The sequence below is a fragment of the Bradyrhizobium sp. 159 genome, assembly GCF_023073795.1.
GTDB lineage: Bacteria > Pseudomonadota > Alphaproteobacteria > Rhizobiales > Xanthobacteraceae > Bradyrhizobium.
This window is the reverse complement of sequence record NZ_JADPKE010000085.1, coordinates 249,688-264,761: the sequence shown is the minus strand read 5'-3', so window position 1 is coordinate 264,761 and position 15,074 is coordinate 249,688. Positions and strand designations below refer to the sequence as shown.

18 protein-coding genes are annotated in these 15,074 nt (G+C 62.1%); 12 read left to right on the top strand and 6 right to left on the bottom strand.

The features are described from left to right. Positions 1–189: 189 nt before the first annotated feature. Positions 190–882, top strand: a complete 693-nt coding sequence (locus tag IVA96_RS24415) for a GntR family transcriptional regulator (RefSeq protein ID WP_247419676.1) — start codon at positions 190–192, stop codon at positions 880–882. 108 nt (positions 883–990) lie between these two features. Here the strand turns inward: IVA96_RS24415 and IVA96_RS24410 are convergent, their stop codons facing one another. The 3 genes from IVA96_RS24410 to dctP are packed head-to-tail and all read right to left on the bottom strand — an operon-like array spanning position 991 to position 3,919. After that, on the bottom strand, positions 991–2,349 hold the full coding sequence (locus IVA96_RS24410; RefSeq protein WP_247419675.1) for a TRAP transporter large permease: 1,359 nt from the start codon (positions 2,347–2,349) through the stop codon (positions 991–993). Beyond that, positions 2,346–2,900: a TRAP transporter small permease gene (locus tag IVA96_RS24405; protein ID WP_247419674.1), complete on the bottom strand. Its 555-nt coding sequence runs from the start codon at positions 2,898–2,900 to the stop codon at positions 2,346–2,348. The genes IVA96_RS24410 and IVA96_RS24405 overlap by 4 nt, the downstream gene beginning before the upstream one ends. Then, complete coding sequence (dctP, locus tag IVA96_RS24400) at positions 2,897–3,919, bottom strand: TRAP transporter substrate-binding protein DctP (RefSeq protein ID WP_247281042.1); 1,023 nt, start codon at positions 3,917–3,919, stop codon at positions 2,897–2,899. Before dctP ends, IVA96_RS24405 begins: the two co-directional genes overlap by 4 nt. A 323-nt stretch (positions 3,920–4,242) precedes the next feature. Here dctP and IVA96_RS24395 point away from each other — a divergent pair, with 323 nt between their 5' ends. Continuing rightward, on the top strand, positions 4,243–4,485 hold the full coding sequence (locus IVA96_RS24395) for a pentapeptide MXKDX repeat protein (protein ID WP_247419722.1): 243 nt from the start codon (positions 4,243–4,245) through the stop codon (positions 4,483–4,485). Between the two features lie 157 nt (positions 4,486–4,642). Here IVA96_RS24395 and IVA96_RS24390 read toward each other — a convergent pair whose 3' ends face one another. Then, complete coding sequence (locus tag IVA96_RS24390) at positions 4,643–4,990, bottom strand: DUF6481 family protein (RefSeq protein WP_247419673.1); 348 nt, start codon at positions 4,988–4,990, stop codon at positions 4,643–4,645. A 263-nt stretch (positions 4,991–5,253) separates the two neighbouring features. On the opposite strand from IVA96_RS24390, the gene IVA96_RS24385 reads away from it, so the two are divergent. The 3 genes from IVA96_RS24385 (at position 5,254) to IVA96_RS24375 (ending at position 6,734) form a co-directional block, all read left to right on the top strand. Then, positions 5,254–5,481, top strand: coding sequence for a hypothetical protein (locus IVA96_RS24385; protein ID WP_247281045.1), 228 nt, complete (start codon positions 5,254–5,256; stop codon positions 5,479–5,481). A 77-nt stretch (positions 5,482–5,558) separates the two neighbouring features. Beyond that, complete coding sequence (locus IVA96_RS24380) at positions 5,559–5,771, top strand: hypothetical protein (RefSeq protein WP_247281046.1); 213 nt, start codon at positions 5,559–5,561, stop codon at positions 5,769–5,771. 198 nt (positions 5,772–5,969) lie between these two features. Then, complete coding sequence (locus IVA96_RS24375) at positions 5,970–6,734, top strand: hypothetical protein (RefSeq protein ID WP_247281047.1); 765 nt, start codon at positions 5,970–5,972, stop codon at positions 6,732–6,734. A 296-nt stretch (positions 6,735–7,030) separates the two neighbouring features. On the opposite strand, the gene IVA96_RS24370 is transcribed toward IVA96_RS24375, so the two are convergent. Continuing rightward, positions 7,031–7,192, bottom strand: a complete 162-nt coding sequence (locus IVA96_RS24370) for a hypothetical protein (protein WP_247281048.1) — start codon at positions 7,190–7,192, stop codon at positions 7,031–7,033. A 250-nt stretch (positions 7,193–7,442) separates the two neighbouring features. On the opposite strand from IVA96_RS24370, the gene IVA96_RS24365 reads away from it, so the two are divergent. After that, a complete protein-coding gene (locus tag IVA96_RS24365) occupies positions 7,443–7,631 on the top strand; it encodes a hypothetical protein (protein WP_247281049.1) in 189 nt (62 codons plus the stop codon). Between the two features lie 250 nt (positions 7,632–7,881). Beyond that, positions 7,882–8,100: a hypothetical protein gene (locus IVA96_RS24360; RefSeq protein WP_247281050.1), complete on the top strand. Its 219-nt coding sequence runs from the start codon at positions 7,882–7,884 to the stop codon at positions 8,098–8,100. Positions 8,101–8,528: 428 nt separating this feature from the next. Here the strand turns inward: IVA96_RS24360 and IVA96_RS24355 are convergent, their stop codons facing one another. Continuing rightward, positions 8,529–8,756 carry a DUF2171 domain-containing protein gene (locus IVA96_RS24355; RefSeq protein WP_027574503.1) on the bottom strand — a complete coding sequence of 76 codons (228 nt, stop codon included), beginning with the start codon at positions 8,754–8,756 and terminating at the stop codon, positions 8,529–8,531. Between the two features lie 124 nt (positions 8,757–8,880). Here IVA96_RS24355 and IVA96_RS24350 point away from each other — a divergent pair, with 124 nt between their 5' ends. From IVA96_RS24350 to IVA96_RS24330, 5 genes are all read left to right on the top strand, one after another. Further along, a complete protein-coding gene (locus tag IVA96_RS24350) occupies positions 8,881–10,164 on the top strand; it encodes a hypothetical protein (protein ID WP_247281127.1) in 1,284 nt (427 codons plus the stop codon). A 1,006-nt stretch (positions 10,165–11,170) separates the two neighbouring features. Then, positions 11,171–12,475 (top strand): AAA family ATPase, encoded by a 1,305-nt coding sequence (locus IVA96_RS24345; protein ID WP_247419670.1) that lies wholly within the window; start codon positions 11,171–11,173, stop codon positions 12,473–12,475. 313 nt (positions 12,476–12,788) lie between these two features. Continuing rightward, positions 12,789–13,742, top strand: coding sequence for a hypothetical protein (locus tag IVA96_RS24340; protein WP_247419667.1), 954 nt, complete (start codon positions 12,789–12,791; stop codon positions 13,740–13,742). A 200-nt stretch (positions 13,743–13,942) separates the two neighbouring features. Continuing rightward, positions 13,943–14,482 (top strand): hypothetical protein, encoded by a 540-nt coding sequence (locus IVA96_RS24335; RefSeq protein WP_247419666.1) that lies wholly within the window; start codon positions 13,943–13,945, stop codon positions 14,480–14,482. Beyond that, on the top strand, positions 14,482–15,066 hold the full coding sequence (locus IVA96_RS24330) for a hypothetical protein (protein ID WP_247419663.1): 585 nt from the start codon (positions 14,482–14,484) through the stop codon (positions 15,064–15,066). The genes IVA96_RS24335 and IVA96_RS24330 overlap by 1 nt, the downstream gene beginning before the upstream one ends. The last annotated feature ends 8 nt before the right edge of the window (positions 15,067–15,074 follow it).

The following is a 15,074-nucleotide window of genomic DNA, read 5'->3' as shown; positions in this document are numbered from 1 at the left end:
TGTCGTGCTATCGCCAAATGTATAATTTATACATTTACGCTGTCAAACGGAGATTGCGGCCACTTCGGCGGCAGGACGCGCTTGGCTGGGCACTGGCTTTTGCTGGACTCTAGCTTTCGCTGAAGCCTTCAACATGCAAGAGAGGGACCGCTTCGGCCGGATGAATCGCGAAGGAAGACAGAAGGTCAGATGAAACAGCCTTTGAAGCATCGCACGCTGTCGGCTGCGATCGTCGACCAACTCAGGCAGGCGATCCTCGACGGCACCTATCCGGCGGGATCGCAGCTGCGCCAAGATGCGCTTGGCGAGGCCTATGGCGTCAGCCGCATCCCGGTGCGGGAGGCGCTGTTTCAGCTGGAGGCGGAAGGGCTGGTGCGCATCGTGCCGCAGAAGGGCGCCATCGTCTCCGAGCTGTCGCTGGACGAGATCAACGACGTGTTCGATTTGCGCCGCATCCTGGAGCCGAGATTGCTGGCGCAGTCGGCGCCACGTTTCACCGTTGATGATTTCGACGGGCTCGACGACATCCACAAGAGTTTTGAGAAGGCGATCAAGGCGCGCAACGTCAGCGAATGGGGGCAGCTCAATGCCGACTTCCACATGGCGCTCTACGTTCATGCGCCGCAGCCGCGCACAAGAGCGATCGTGCTGTCACTACTCCAGACCAGCGACCGCTACACCCGCTTGCAGCTCTCCAACACCAAGGCGATGGGGATCGCCGAGAAAGAGCACGCCCATCTGATCGCGCTCTGCCGCGCACAGAAGGTCGATGAGGCCTGCCGCTTCCTGGAGCGGCACATCGAAGCCGTGCGTAAGGATCTGTTGCAGGTGGTGGCCGGCAGCGCGATCGCGCCGAAGTCACGGCGGAAGGAGAAATCGTAAGGCGAGGAAAAGCGCGCAGCGCCGTGCCCACCATCTGTCCATGATCGCGACCGAAGTGGTGGGCACGCTTCCGCCTTCGCTCCTCGAGCTACGGCAGTTCGGCTAGCTCTACCTGCTCCCGTCCGGCCCCATCACGAGATCCGGCAGCCAGGTCGAGATCTCCGGCACGAGGCACAGCAGCAGGACTGCGAGCATCATCAGCAGCACGAAGGGCAGCGTGCCCCAGATCACCTCGCGCAAGGGAATGTCGGGCGCGACATTGCGGATGACGAAGATGTTGAGGCCAACCGGCGGGTGGATCAGGCCCATCTCCATCACGATGGTCATGACCACGCCGAACCAGATGATGTCGAAATTGGCGGCGCGGAGCGGCGGCAGGATGATCGGCGCCGTCATCAGGATAATCGAGACCGGCGGCAGGAAGAAGCCGAGCACCACGACCATGACGAGGATCGCGAACAGCAGCTCCCAGCGCGGCAGGTGCATCGCGACGATCGATTCGGCGACCGATTGCGAGATGTGCAGATAGCTCATCACGTAGGAATAGAGCAGCGACATGCCGATGATCATCATCAGCATGGTCGATTCCCGGATCGTCGACCGCATGATCGGAGCGAGATCGCTCGGCCGCCACACGCTGTAGATCGCTGCGATCAGCGCCAGCGCCAAGAGGCCGCCGAGGCCGGCGGTTTCCGACGGCGTGGCGTAGCCGCCATAGAGCGCGATCATGACGCCGGTGAGCAGCAGCACGAAGGGGATCACCCGCGGCAGGACGCTGAAGCGTTCGGCGAGCGTATACTCGTCGCGCTGCAGGATCGGAGCTTCCGCGCCGCCGTTCTTGTAGATCGCTTCGGCGGCGGCATATTCCTGGCGGAAGCGGATCACGGCATAGGCGCCGAACAGCGAGACCAGCAAGAGGCCGGGCCCGATGCCGGCGAGGAACAGCCGCCCGAGCGACTTTTCGGCGGCGACGGCGAACAGGATCATGGTGATCGAGGGCGGCAGCAGAATGCCGAGCGTGCCGCCGGCAGCGATAATGCCGGCAGCAAAGCCGCCGGAATAGCCGCGCTTGCGCATCTCGGGGATGCCGGCCGAGCCGATCGCCGAGCAGGTCGCGGGCGAGGAGCCCGCCATCGCTGCAAACAGCGCACAGGCGAAGACGTTGGCAACGCCGAGGCCGCCCGGCACCCGATGCAGCCAGGCATGCAGCGCCGAATAGAGATCCTGGCCGGCGCGCGACTTGCCGATCGCGGCACCCTTGAGGATGAAGAGCGGGATCGACAAGAGCGTGATCGAGGCCATTTCCTCGTAGACGTTCTGCGTCACCGTATCGAGCGAAGCGGCGGGCATGTAGATGCCCATGAACACGACTGCGACTGCGCCAAGCGCGAACGCAATCGGCATGCCCGAAAACATCACGAGCAGCGTCGCGATGCCATAGGCGAGGCCGATACCAAAGACGCTCATGGCCGCCGGGCTCCGGTGAAGGGCAGCGCAAGCTGCACGAGGATCTGGATGCAGAGCAGGCTCATGCCGAGTGCCATCAGCGAATAGGGAATGGCGAGGGGCGGCGACCACATCGAGTTGGAGACCTGGCCGTCGACATAGGCTTCATGGGCCAGGGTCCAGGACTTCCAGGCGAAGAAGCCGCAGAACAGGAACGTTGCGGCGTCGACCAGCCAGAGCCGGACCTTGTTCGCGAACGGCGAGAGCAGGCCGACGAAGGCCTCGATGCCGATGTGGCCGCGGTTCTGCTGCACATAGGCCGCCGTCATGAAGGTGGCGCCTACCAGCAGGAACACGGCGGCCTCATCCTGCCAGTAATTGGCGGCCTTGAACAGCGCGCGGCTGAGCACGCTGTAGCTCAGGATCATACAGGCCGCGACCAGCGCGATCGCGGCGAACACGACGATGATGCTGTTGAGGACGGCGAGGCCGCGATCGATCGCCGCCGCAAGGCCTGTTCTTGCGGCAGCGTTCGGCAGGTCATCACGATCCGGAAGCGGACCGTGGCTCATGCTGCGACGTCGGTGGCGAGCTTGAGCAGGTTCGCAGCGGTCGCGGTCTTAGCGCTGTAGTCCTTCCAGGCGGTGTCGCGGGCGATGTCGCGCCACTTGCCGACGGTCGCGGCGTCGAGCGCCGAGACCTTGGCGCCGGCTTTCTCGTAGACCTTGGCGACCTCGACGTCGTCGTCCTGCGCGCCCTTGCGGCCGAAGGCTTCGAGCTCGGTGCCGACCGCGAGCAGGATGTCCTGATGGTTCTTCGGCAGCTTGTCGAAGATCGCCTTCGACATCATCAGCGGCTCGAGCATGAACCAATAGGAGGTGCCGGCCCCTGATGTCAGCGACTTCGCGACCTCTTCGAGACGGAACGAGATCAGGCTGGTGGACGAGGTGATGCCGGCATCGCAGGCGCCGGTCTGCATCGCCGCGTAGATTTCGTTCGATGGCACCGACAGCACCGAGGCGCCGGCGGTCTGGAGCACCATGTCCATCTCGCGCGAGCCGCCGCGCACCTTCAGGCCCTTGGCGTCTTCAGGCGCGACGATCGGCTTGGAGCGGCTGGCGACGCCGCCGGCCTGCCAGACCCAGGTGAGCAGAATGATGCCCTTGTCGGCGAGGAAGTCGGTCAGCGCCTTTCCGACCGGTTCTTTCTTCCAGCGCAAGCCCTGGTCATAGGTGGTCACGAGGCCGGGCATCAGGCCGATATTGGTCTCCGGCAGCTCGCCGCCCGCATAAGGCATCGGATAGAGGCTGATGTCGAGCGCGCCCTTACGCATCGCGGAGAACTGCGCGTTGGTCTTGATCAGCGAGGAGTTCGGATAGATTTCAGCGGCGATGTCGCCATTGCTGCGCTTGGCGACTTCGGCGGCGAACATGCGGCAGAGCCGGTCGCGGAAATCGCCTTTGTCGATGGTGCCACCTGGGAATTGGTGCGAGATCTTCAGCGTGGTGGCGGCCTGCGCCGTCCCGGTGCCGAAGCGAAGAATGGCGGGTGCGGCGACGGCGGTCGCGAGCAGATGACGGCGCGTGAGCATGGTGTGATCCCCTTGGGCGGTTCTTTGCAAGGTTCTTGTTTGGCGTGAATTTGGGTCCGGGTTTTCGAGCCCGGCGCGTAGGCCCATCCTAGCCGGTCTTACACCCGATGATCTCTCATCTGATAGTTCGAGACCGAATGCCGCGGCAAGTGCCGGACGTGCTGCGCTGCACACTTTCGATCTGCGTGGGACTACGCCAGACGAAGGACGGCAGCGGGCGCGCGGAAATTATCGGCCGGCGCGTAACAACACCACGTGGCAATCCGTCGACAGGACAGCGGCATCCGTCGCTGACAAACACCATCTCGAAGGGAAGACTGCTCATGACCATTCGCACCCGCATCGTGCTCGGCATTTCGGCTGCCGCCCTGTCGCTTGGCCTCGCGCTGATGCCTGCCGCCTTTGCTCAGGACAAGATGGGCAAGGACGAGGGCATGATGAAGAAGGACACCATGTCCAAGGACGGCGTGAAGAAGAATACCATGTCCAAGGACGAGGGCATGAAGAAGGATCACATGTCGAAGGACGGCATGAAGAAAGACGACGGGATGATGAAGAAGAATTGATTATCCGCGGTCGTCGCGAAGCGCCTCGCCGAGGCGAAGGCGCGCGCTTCGGATGCCCTCCGCAATCGGCCATCGGGGCGGCGCATTCGCGCGCTCCGGTGGACCATCTCGAAGTGAAGTGAACTGAGGCGTGCCTCAGTTCAATTTGATTTGAACGCTACTTCCGCTTGGCCTTGCGGGCCGCGTAGCGGGCGTCGCGCTTTGCCTTCTGCTCGGCCTCGAGCGCAGCCATCCTTTCGGCCGCCTCCTGAGCCTCGCGTGCAATCCGCGCGGCCTCGGCTGCCTTCGCCTCTTCCTCGCGGCGCTTCTGCTCAGCCTTCTCCGCGTCGCGCGCGGCCTTTGCCTCGGCGCGCTTCACTGCGAGAGCCTCGCGCTCGGCGCGCTTCGCCGCAACCGCGGGATCATCGGGCCCGGGTTGGGATTTGAATTTGTTCAAAAGATTTTTGCGTGCGTCCTGCGCCGCCTTCTGACGGTCTGCGAAACCGGGTTCCCTGAATCCACTCATCGACCAGCCTTGTCTTCCTCGCTTTCGATCCTACATCACTGCCTGTTGGTACGTCGGCTGGGCATAGCAGGCGCCACGCGACGCACATGCGTGTACATCGACGCACGTCGCAACGCCACCCAAATCGCAGCCGATCAGGTCAACGAAAAATCGCCCCCCGACGATCTCTCGTAGCCCGGAAAAACTGCCGAATTGTGATGTCCCTCATAAGGGAGCACGCGGAGCGGCGCCTAGCGTCCGCCCCAACGAGACGGAGCACGGGCATGACGATCTTCCGACTGAGCCTGAAGGCGCTCGGAGCTGCCTTCGTGGTGGCGGCGCTGGCCGGCGCCGCATTGCTGCTAGCCCGTCCGCAGCCGATCGAGAGCGCCGTGTTGGGCGCCGATTGGGAGTGCACCCGGACCGCATTCGTGCTCACCACCTGTGCACCGCGGACGACCCCGGCGGTCGAGACCTCGCGCAAGGATGCAATCCGGCCGACCAGGGGCTGAACTGGATCGGACGATCGGATGTGACGCCACGTCGCAGAGGTGCTAAAGGCACCTTGCCCGACCGAAACAGGTCACCCATGTCCAAGCCCGAATCGGGCCCGAAGCCCAAATCCTCTCAAAAGTCACCATCCGGCGACAACCGCCGCGGCGCGGTCGCCGGCTTGATTATCGCGATCGTGATCCTGGGCGTCGGCTGGTGGCTCGCGCGGGATCTCACGGCCGCCAGCAAGATGCAGGACTGCCTGATGTCAGGGCGGAGCAACTGCAACGTGATCGAGCCGGCGCGCTAGGAGCGGTCCGGCGCGCACCGCTGCAGCTCTTTCGGGCCAAAAATTGCTCTGATCTTAATCATTTTTAACGGGACTTGGCCGATCAAGCAGGTCAGTTATGTCAGCCCGGCATCAGCTCGGCGTGAGATGAAGCGTTTATCGCGCCAGGAACCACGGCAATTGAGCACGGCAATCGAGAGAGTAGGGGGTCAAACACGCATGAGTGCGTCCAGCCGCATGAAGATCATCATTCCCTTGGTTTCGGCCATGTCGTTGCTCGCGCTGTCGGCGCAGGCGCAGGAGGCCAGACCGCCGAAGGAGGCCGGCCAACAGCCGGCAGGGTCGCGACCCGGCGCGCCGCCCCAGGACAATCAGTCCATGCGCAAGGGGCCTCCGCCGCAGCAGGCGGCCCGGCCCGCGCTGCAGCCTTCCGGTCAGCCTCATGCCGGTCCCGGCTCGCACAATGCCGGCGGCCCGCCCGCGCGCAATTATGCCCGCGGGCCCGCACCGGCGCGCGATTGGGGCGGTCACGCCTATCGCGGCAACCGCGCCTGGGAGGGCGGACGCTGGCGCCACGAGGTCCGCAACGGCCGATCGGGCTGGTGGTGGGATGTCGGCGGCGTCTGGTATTATTATCCGCAGCGCATGGCCGGACCGCCGGCCTACATCTCCGAGGAGTATATCGACGACGTGCCGGTGGCTTATGCGCCGCCGCCGGCGGCGTACGCGCCGCCACCGCCTCCGCCGCCAGCTGATCCCGGTGCAAGCGCGCTGGGCGGCGCCATCGTCGGTGGGGTGCTGGGCGGCCTGCTCTCCGGCAATGCAACCGGAGCTGCCGCAGGCGCGGTTCTCGGCGGGGCGACCGGCGCGATCGCCGGCGCTACGGCCGCCTCGCAACCCGGCTACTATCTGGCTCAGGGCGTTTGCTACTACCGCTATCCCAACGGTCAGTATGTGCAGGCCGATCCCCGCGCATGCTACTGAGTTTTCCCAGCCGGATTTGAAGCGCAGAAGCGGGCTCAGGCCCGCCTCTTTCGTCTGGCGCCCCGCGATAGGCATCACATCCAGCACTGCGCTCGCTGACACTCACGCAAGTCTCGAAAGAAAACGTCGGGATGATTCGCGGGGTGTAGCTCATGCTGGATTCCATCCAGATCAGCATGGCGTGGTGGGACATGATCGTTTGCGGGGGGATCAAGCTCTCGCAGGTACTGCATTAGCTGTTCTAGCGCACCATCGGCGGCGGCTCCCCAGCGGGCAGACCAAATCGCCTTTGCGCTTCAAGATACCAGCCAGTTGAAAAACGCCATCGCGGCCCAGACCAGGCCGCCGATCCATGCCAGCATTACGATGGTGATGGTGCCGAGATAGGCGATCCCGAGCAGGGCGGACCCTTGTCGTTGGGTCGGGACGACCACCTCGGCTGCTGCTTTGTGTGTCATGACCGGACCATCCTGTCCTCTGCGCTCCTGCAAGCGCTCGCGCCTAGAGAGCGCCAAGTAGTGTTTATCGGAGATGCCGTCCGCAGCCTGTGAGGCAATTCACAGACCAGTCTGAATGACACACCAGTCTGAATGAATCTCGGCCCTGGCGTCACGATGCCTGCATACATCGAAGCGATCGCTCCGGAGTCTCCCGTGACAATTCCGCCGGACGCCGGCGCTGCCCCGCAATGATACGGACGAAATTGCCATGCGCTTGTCCAGATCGGCCGGTTATACGGTCGGCATCATGTGCAGCAAGTACGATCCACAGCACGAGGCCGAGGCCGCGATGAAGCGGGCCGCTGCGTCCGAAGGCGCTGATCGGCAGCGCCTGATCCAGCTGGCCCTGGCTTGGCATCAGCTCGCCCGCGACCGGCGTGAGGAGCGGACGGATTAGCCGCATTCCCGCCGACAGCCCTTTCGTGGCAAGAAAAACCCCGTGCTCGGGGGGACAAGCACGGGGTTCTTCAAAGCCGACCGGGGCTGGTAGGTCGGCACCACCTGTTTCGTCGCATGCAACGTGCCGGTGGTGAACTCGTTCCATGACGCGCAGAAATTTATCGCGCCTTTGCCCAGGGCGACCGGCTTGCGCGGTCCACCTCGGCTCAGATCTCGGAACATTCGATCCGCAGCAGCGTTGGCCGGCCATGACCGACCCCGAATTGCGTGCACAGTCCTTCGAGATCGCCTGGAGATATCTCGACCAATCCGGTCTGCTAACCGGTGAACCCAAGGATTCAGCCCGCTTCATCCTGAACAGGATCGACCGCATGATGCTGCGCGGCGAGCGGCGCAGACTGCTACTGTCAAACGCCGCGATTGATGCCTACCGGCTGCGGCCTCTGCTCGTGACGCTGGATGCATGATCGATACGCCGCCGGGTGCGTCTGGTCGCCTCCACGCGCCCAGGCCCGAACGGCGAAGGCCAGTTGATGGTGACCAACCGCGACATCCGTCAGAGAAGCTTGCACAACTTCGAGGCGCTTCGCAATTCCGCCCGGGCTCACGTCTACGGCAGCGTCGATCGCCAAAAATGCCATGGCGCTGGCGGCAACCCCGGACGTGATGGCGATTCTTGTCCAATCGGATGGCGGCATCACGATAACCTTCGACAGCTCTTTTGCATGCCGGATAGGTAGGGCTCTGCTGTCCGCTGGACAGGCCTGCGCACGCTTTCTTGAAGTGCGATAGATTTGCAAAGTTTGCTGCGTAGCGATGTTGCGCTTGACACGAATCGGCGAACCCCGAAACGGGTCCGTGAACAAAGAAAAAGCCCCCAAAGGGGCTTGCTGTGTTATGCCGCTTCCGTTTTCGGCACGGCGTCGGCGTTCACCGACAGCTTGACGACATCGCCTTCGACGGCGCCGACATATTTCGTGTCGATGTAGTGATGGTGGTCCTTGTGACCTTCGGGACTGTCCTTCCGGGTCAGCTTGATGCGGTTGCCCTCGACGCGGTCGACGGTGCCGACATGGGCGCCGTCCTTGCCGATGATTTTCATGTGCTCTCTGATATCAGCCATATGGTCCTCCTTGCACAGTCTTTAACTGCGAAGAGCGGCCTTCGTTGCAGGCCGCGCGGGCAGATACTGGACCCAACGCAGGGCGCAGACGTTGAATTGCGGATGGCACATGTCCAAGATCCGCATGGAGACGCTTGAGGCCTATCTGGAACGAAAGCATCAGGAACTCAGGCTATTGAATGATTGTCTGAGAAACCGGCTCGATTTGGCACGTCCGCGATCCGTCGACGAGGTCGTCAGGTCCAAATTCCAGATCACTGCGGCGCTGAGAGCGGAGCATGAGCTGCATGAGTGGAAGGCGACGGAGACGGCCTGGTCGCACACGGCCGATCCCGCCAGCGGGCCGTTCCAGTTCAGTTATGACTACCAGCGGGCCGATCTCAGGGTACGCGGTCCTTCGTTCTATGAGCTCGCGTGCGGCTGCACGATCGAGACGATCTATACCGCGTCAGGCATGGCCGCGATCTCCGCTGTGCTCCTCGCTTCCGCACAGATCATCGACAAGGCCGACATCCTGGTGCTCCCGAGCACCTACGGCGAAACGCTGGAGCTGATCCGAAGCTTTGTCCCGCACCTGCAACTCGTCGGCTTGAAGCCCGCGCTGGGCGATGGGTTTGCCCGGGGGAATTCTCCGCAAATCCTGTTGCTCGATTCCTGCTCCTTTGCCGGCGCTTTCGAGGCGGCGCTCCGCAGTGACGGCTCGGGGCTCGATCTCCTCGTCTTCGACACGACCTGTTTCGCCGGCAGATCCGGGCGGATCAGACGCGTCCTGCGATGGGCCCGGCGATACGGAATTCCGCTGGTGCTGGTGCGAAGCCACAACAAGCTCGATTCGCTCGGAGCGGAATATGGCCGGCTCGGCTCGGCGGTTTTCGTCTATGACAAGGAGCACGAGCGGCGGGCAGGGCGCCTTGACTGCAAAGGGCTCGCCGCCGCAACGCGTAACGCGGTGCGGCTGCTCGGCGGCGCGGCGTTGCCGGCACACTTCCCGCCCTTTGCGGGCAGTGCAACCTACTGGGCTCTGACGAAAAGGCGCGTTGCGGCGATCTTGCGCAACGGACGAAGCACGGCCCGATATTTTGCCGCAAGGCTCCCGGCGCTCTCGGCCGAGCTCCATTTCACCCACGGCCTCTACGTTACGCTTCGGAGCAGGCATCCGCTGGACGAGGCGAGCGCGCGACAGGCCGCCGAAGACATGAGCAACGAACTCCGCGCCGAGGGTTTTCCCATCCGTCACGCCGGCAGCTTCGGTTTCGACTTCGCCGCGACCGAGTGGTTTCACGATGCCACTAGGGAACAGTATAGCGTCCGGGTGGCTATTCCCGATCTTCCGACGGAGCTCTGGAATGATCTGGCCGCGGCGATTGCGTCGTGGTGGCGGGCGCATCAGGCCGAGGTTGGAAGATGAACGCCGCTACTATCGGTAAATCAATCAGTTAGGGCCAAGGTTAGGCAATTTCGGTACGATTGAATCGCATAGAGATTTTTGGCCATTGCCTAACCCCCGTCCGGGCGGGCGGGGCGGTCTAGTCGACCGCGACACAACCGCACAACCACATAAATCGCTTTTAGGTTGCCGAAGCGAACAAAGATGGAGCGCAGTGCTGCTATCCTGTCCCAACGTTGCTTGGTCTGCTCCTCAGGGTAAAATGATCCTGCTGGGCGAAGAGGCTCAAATGGAAATATTCAGGCAATCGATAGAGCAATTGGCCGCGCCGATTTGCGACACTTGCAAGATCGAAATGGCCTGGTCCAGGTCGGCTCTCAGAGCGGTCGAGAATGTGGTCCTGCACGTGTTCGCCTGCTCGCGGTGCAATAAGATTGCGCCGGTTAGGACGCCCGTGAAGCCCTCAGGAACGTAGGGCCGCTAATTCTGATCGCCAGCCCTGAACCTGTCTTAAGAACAGAAAGACAGATCGTTACCGGGGTTTTGCATAATCCCCCTCGGGGCTGGAAAGCCGCCGCCTGCGGGTCATTTAAGCAGGCGGCGTTTTTGTTTCTGCTTGAACAATGCCTCATCCGGCCGCCCCTTTACCGCCGCCGCGCGCCTTCCTATCTCCCACAGCTTTTTGGACGGCCCGCTTTAGTGCCGGGCCGCCAGGGGCGCGCTACTTGCCAAAGCACGATCGGCCCAGCCGAGTGCACCGCCCAATAGGGCAACCCCAATAGGGGGACTCAGTTGAAAATCCTAGACATCAGACCAAGCCCTCAAGGCTCGACAACGCTTGCGCGTTTCGACCTCGAGCTGAACGACCACCTACGGCTGTACAATTTGGGCCTTCGCCAGCGCGGCAACGGCCATTGTTGGACCGTCGCGCCCAACGCCTTCAGCGAGCGTACCGCCGCGTTTGGTGAACAATTCAACCGCGCAATTTCCGATATGGCCCTTGCGGCCCTCATGGAGCTTCCGGCCGATGCCAGCACCGACGTCTAAAGACGCAAGCCGGGGCGGCGACTCGTTCACGGCTACTCCATTCGTTTTGCCAGACCCAGCTACGCTGCCGCCAATCGGCATGACTGCCGACGGCCCCGCCCTAGAATATATTGACCCGAAAATCATGAGTTGGGTGCAGCAGGCCATTGCCGCCCGTGAGATCGTCGAGGCGTCGTCCCGACCGACTCCAGCCAACGACAACCACGCCGACGAAATAAAAATCATCGACCCCTCAGACTGGGAAGGGCAGCCAATCCCGGAGCGGCAATGGTATCTTGAGGGTCTGATCCCAAACCGTCAGGTGACGCTGCTTTCCGGTGACGGCGGCACCGGCAAGAGCTTGCTGGCCTACCAAATCGGCCTGGCTGGCGTGCTCGGTGTAGAAACGCTGGGATTTAGGCCGGCAGAGGGCCGCGTCGTCTACCTTGCTGCGGAGGACGATGAGGGCGAGCTGAAACGACGCGGCCATGACATCCTCACAGCTATGAGGCGCACGTTCGCAGACCTGAAGGGGCGAATGCGCGTCATCCCGATGGCCGGTAAGGATGCTGAACTGGTCTCCGAAAAACGCCGAAGCCGTGAGCTTGAGCTTACAGGCCTGGCCCAACGGATTACCGATCTGCTGACGGAATTCAGACCAAAGCTCTTGATCCTCGATACGGCGGCTGACGTGTTCGGCGGTGACGAAATCAACCGCAAGCAGGTTCGCTTTTTTGTCTCGATGCTGCGGCGCTTTGCGATGGACTGTGATCTAGCCGTGCTTCTGCTTTCGCACCCCTCGGTGCAAGGCATGCAGTCTGGTACCGGGCTATCGGGATCAACAGCCTGGAACAACTCGGTTCGATCAAGGCTGTATTTCACCGCAGATAAGACCGATGAGGATCTGCGTCTGCTGAAGAATATGAAAGCGAACTACGGCAAGAAAGGCGCCGAGACCAAGTTACGTTGGCACGAAGGTGCTTTCATTCTCGACGACGACAAGCCGACAGCCCACGCTGCCTTGTTAGCCAATCATGCAGACGAAGTGTTCCTGAGGATGCTTTCCTCGATCAATGGAAGCGGCAGACGAGTGTCATCTTCCAGGAGCACCGCGTACGCGCCGACAGTGATGGCGGCCATGCCGGAACGCGAGGGGACAAGCAAGAAAGCGCTGGAGGAAGCGATGGCAAGATTGTTCACTGAAAAGAAGATCGCGGTCGTCAAGGAAGGACCGCCGTCAAAGTTGCGTGAGCGATTGGTCGTTGTCGAGGACGAGATTCGGCAGAAACGGATGGCGCCTGGTTAGGCTTCCAACGGTCTACCAACGCCCTACCAACGGCTACCAACGGTGTGTGTGTTCCAACCCCCTTATACCCCCACCGTTGGGATGGAATCCCAACCCGGTTGGTAGACCGGTTGGAATTCCACCCAAGAAAGCGATGGCAAGGGCAGGGGGCCACCGCAATCCCTGCCGCGATCCGCCCCGCTTACCGGCCGCCCAATCGCACGCGTCATCCCGCAAGTTTTCAAATTATTGTTCCCCTGTGTGCAGCCGGCAACCGGCCACGCCAAGACCGCGGAAAGCGGCAAAAACGAAACCCTTCCCGGGTGCACTCAACGTGAAACCAGCAAACGACAACTGCCACCATACGGCACCGATCCTAACGCGCCTACGTCGCGCAGGCCGATACGGAGATATTGGCAACCTGGTCCGCTTCTCCGGCCCAGATCAGATATCGCAGCATGCGGACAACGACGACGTCGCCAGCGGATTTGCTGTCGATACCACCTACGAGATTCGCCCTACCGAAGGCGAGATCGAGCGAGCCTGCATGGGGCAGGACGTGCACGGTATCGGCCTGAGGTTCGATAGCCGCGGCAGAATCACGGCCTATCGGGCACATGACGCTAAGGGCGATCCCATCCCAGACGAACAGGGCAATGAACAGTGGTTTCCCGCCCGCGAGGGCTACCGGCAATCGAAAGGGCGCAGACGTGTGTCCCAATCGGATCTGGCCGCCCAGAGCGCCCAGCACCTCTCCCTGCGCGGTTCAGGCGGCTTTCCGGAACGGTCCAGCTACGTTGAGCGGGGTAGCGGCGGCGCCGATACTTGGCGCATGCGTCACGCCCGGATGTGCGAGCTTATTGCCGGTCTGTACAATGATCGTAGGCTGGAGTTAGACCGCCTCGGCGTTGGAGCGCGTGCTACCTTTACCGAGGCTCGCACCGCTGTGGGCTTGGCACCTGCAGAGCGCGGCCCGACAGTTGTTGCCCGCGGGGCGGCGTTCCTTGCCGGCAAGACGAAGGGAAACAAGCTCGCCACGCCCGGCAGCTTTGTCGGTGCGCCTGACGCCGCTGAAAATACGATAGCAGCCGCTTTGGACGCACCCACTGTCGCCCTCCAGCTCGGTGAGCACGCTGCCGTATTAAACGAGGCCCTTGACGGTATGTCGGCCCGCCAGATCGCCGCAAAACGCGGTTGGGGTACCAGCAAGGCGGCTGAGCAGCGTGCGATACGAGCGCAGGACCGAGCCTTGGCGGTGCTGGCTGAGGCGCAGAAACGGGCTGCGTAAATTATTTCAGCGAGAATGCTGCCTCCGGGTCGGTTCGGAACGAAAGCAAGTGAAGGCTGCAGTTTGTAGCCGGACGTGACGTGCACCACTCGCGCCGGTTCGATCCCGGCGCACCTCTTTTCCGGCGTAGTGCCGTGAAGCCGCTGGGCGGCTTTTTATTTCACCACAAACGAGACTCTTTCTATTGAGAAGGAAACACTATGGCAAAGCTTGCCGACGTATTGTCGGCTATCGATGCGCTCGGCTTTGATCCGAGGCGTTCAAAGGTGGTCGCAACGCGCCTAAGAGATGCTGGCGTGATTCCGGCGGGCGGCCCTGCGCGTTCACCCGATCTGGACGAGACCGATACGCTCCGGTTGATCGTAGCCATCGCAGTTACTTCGAAGCTGCGCCTCGCTGACCACGATCTGGATGTGTACGCAGGCCTAGTTCCCTTCGGCCTTGTCTTCCGCGAGGGTACCCCAGATTCTATTCCACGAACCGCCTTCGATGCAATCGATCTGTTGGTCGAGACGGCCCGTGCTGGCGATACGGACGCGCGACTCTCGACGATCGAATTCGTGCGCAGCTGGCCGGAGATCGTCGTAAATCGCTACCCTAATATCTGGATTCGGCATTTTGTAGTTGCCGGATCTAACGCCGGCCATTGGCAGCGTTCAGGACATCGCACCGCGACGACGGTGCCGGTGCGCGTGATTGCGGACATTTTGGATCAAGTTTTTGGAAAGGTTGCTGCCTGATGGCTCTCCTAAAGAAGAAACCTGCCGAGGAATTCCGCGTGCCGAGCCTCGCGGAAAGCTCGACGGAATACCAAAGCCTGATCGCAAAGCGGCAGGAGTTGGAGCAGAGCTACTCGAAACTCAACGCTGAGCGATCGAATCTACTTGACCAGATCAAAGCTGCAAAAGCGGCTGGCGGTGAACGTCTCAGTGCTGGTGTAGCGAGGCTTTTGGGTGAAGAGGCCGAGGGCAGCGTCACTGAGCTTTCGAAGCGACTGCGCGATGTCGTCGCCGAGATGGGTAACATCGAGGATGCCAGGGAAGTGTTGCGCCGACGTACCGATGAGGCGCGAGACAAAGCCAGCAAGATTGTCTGCAGCACTGTGCTGCCAGAGTACCAGCGCCGCTTACGGACGCTGTGCGATGCCGCGCGTGCATTGGAGGCGGCCCGGGAGGACCATGACGTGTTGCTTGATGATATCGAGCGCGAGGATGTGCGCGTCGGTTATCTGCGTCCCGTTCGCGCGCACTTCATGGGCGACCGCGGGCAGGGTCGGGTTTTTTACTTTTTGAAGGAAGTGAAGGAGGCCGGTCACAATGTCTAAAGGTTCTG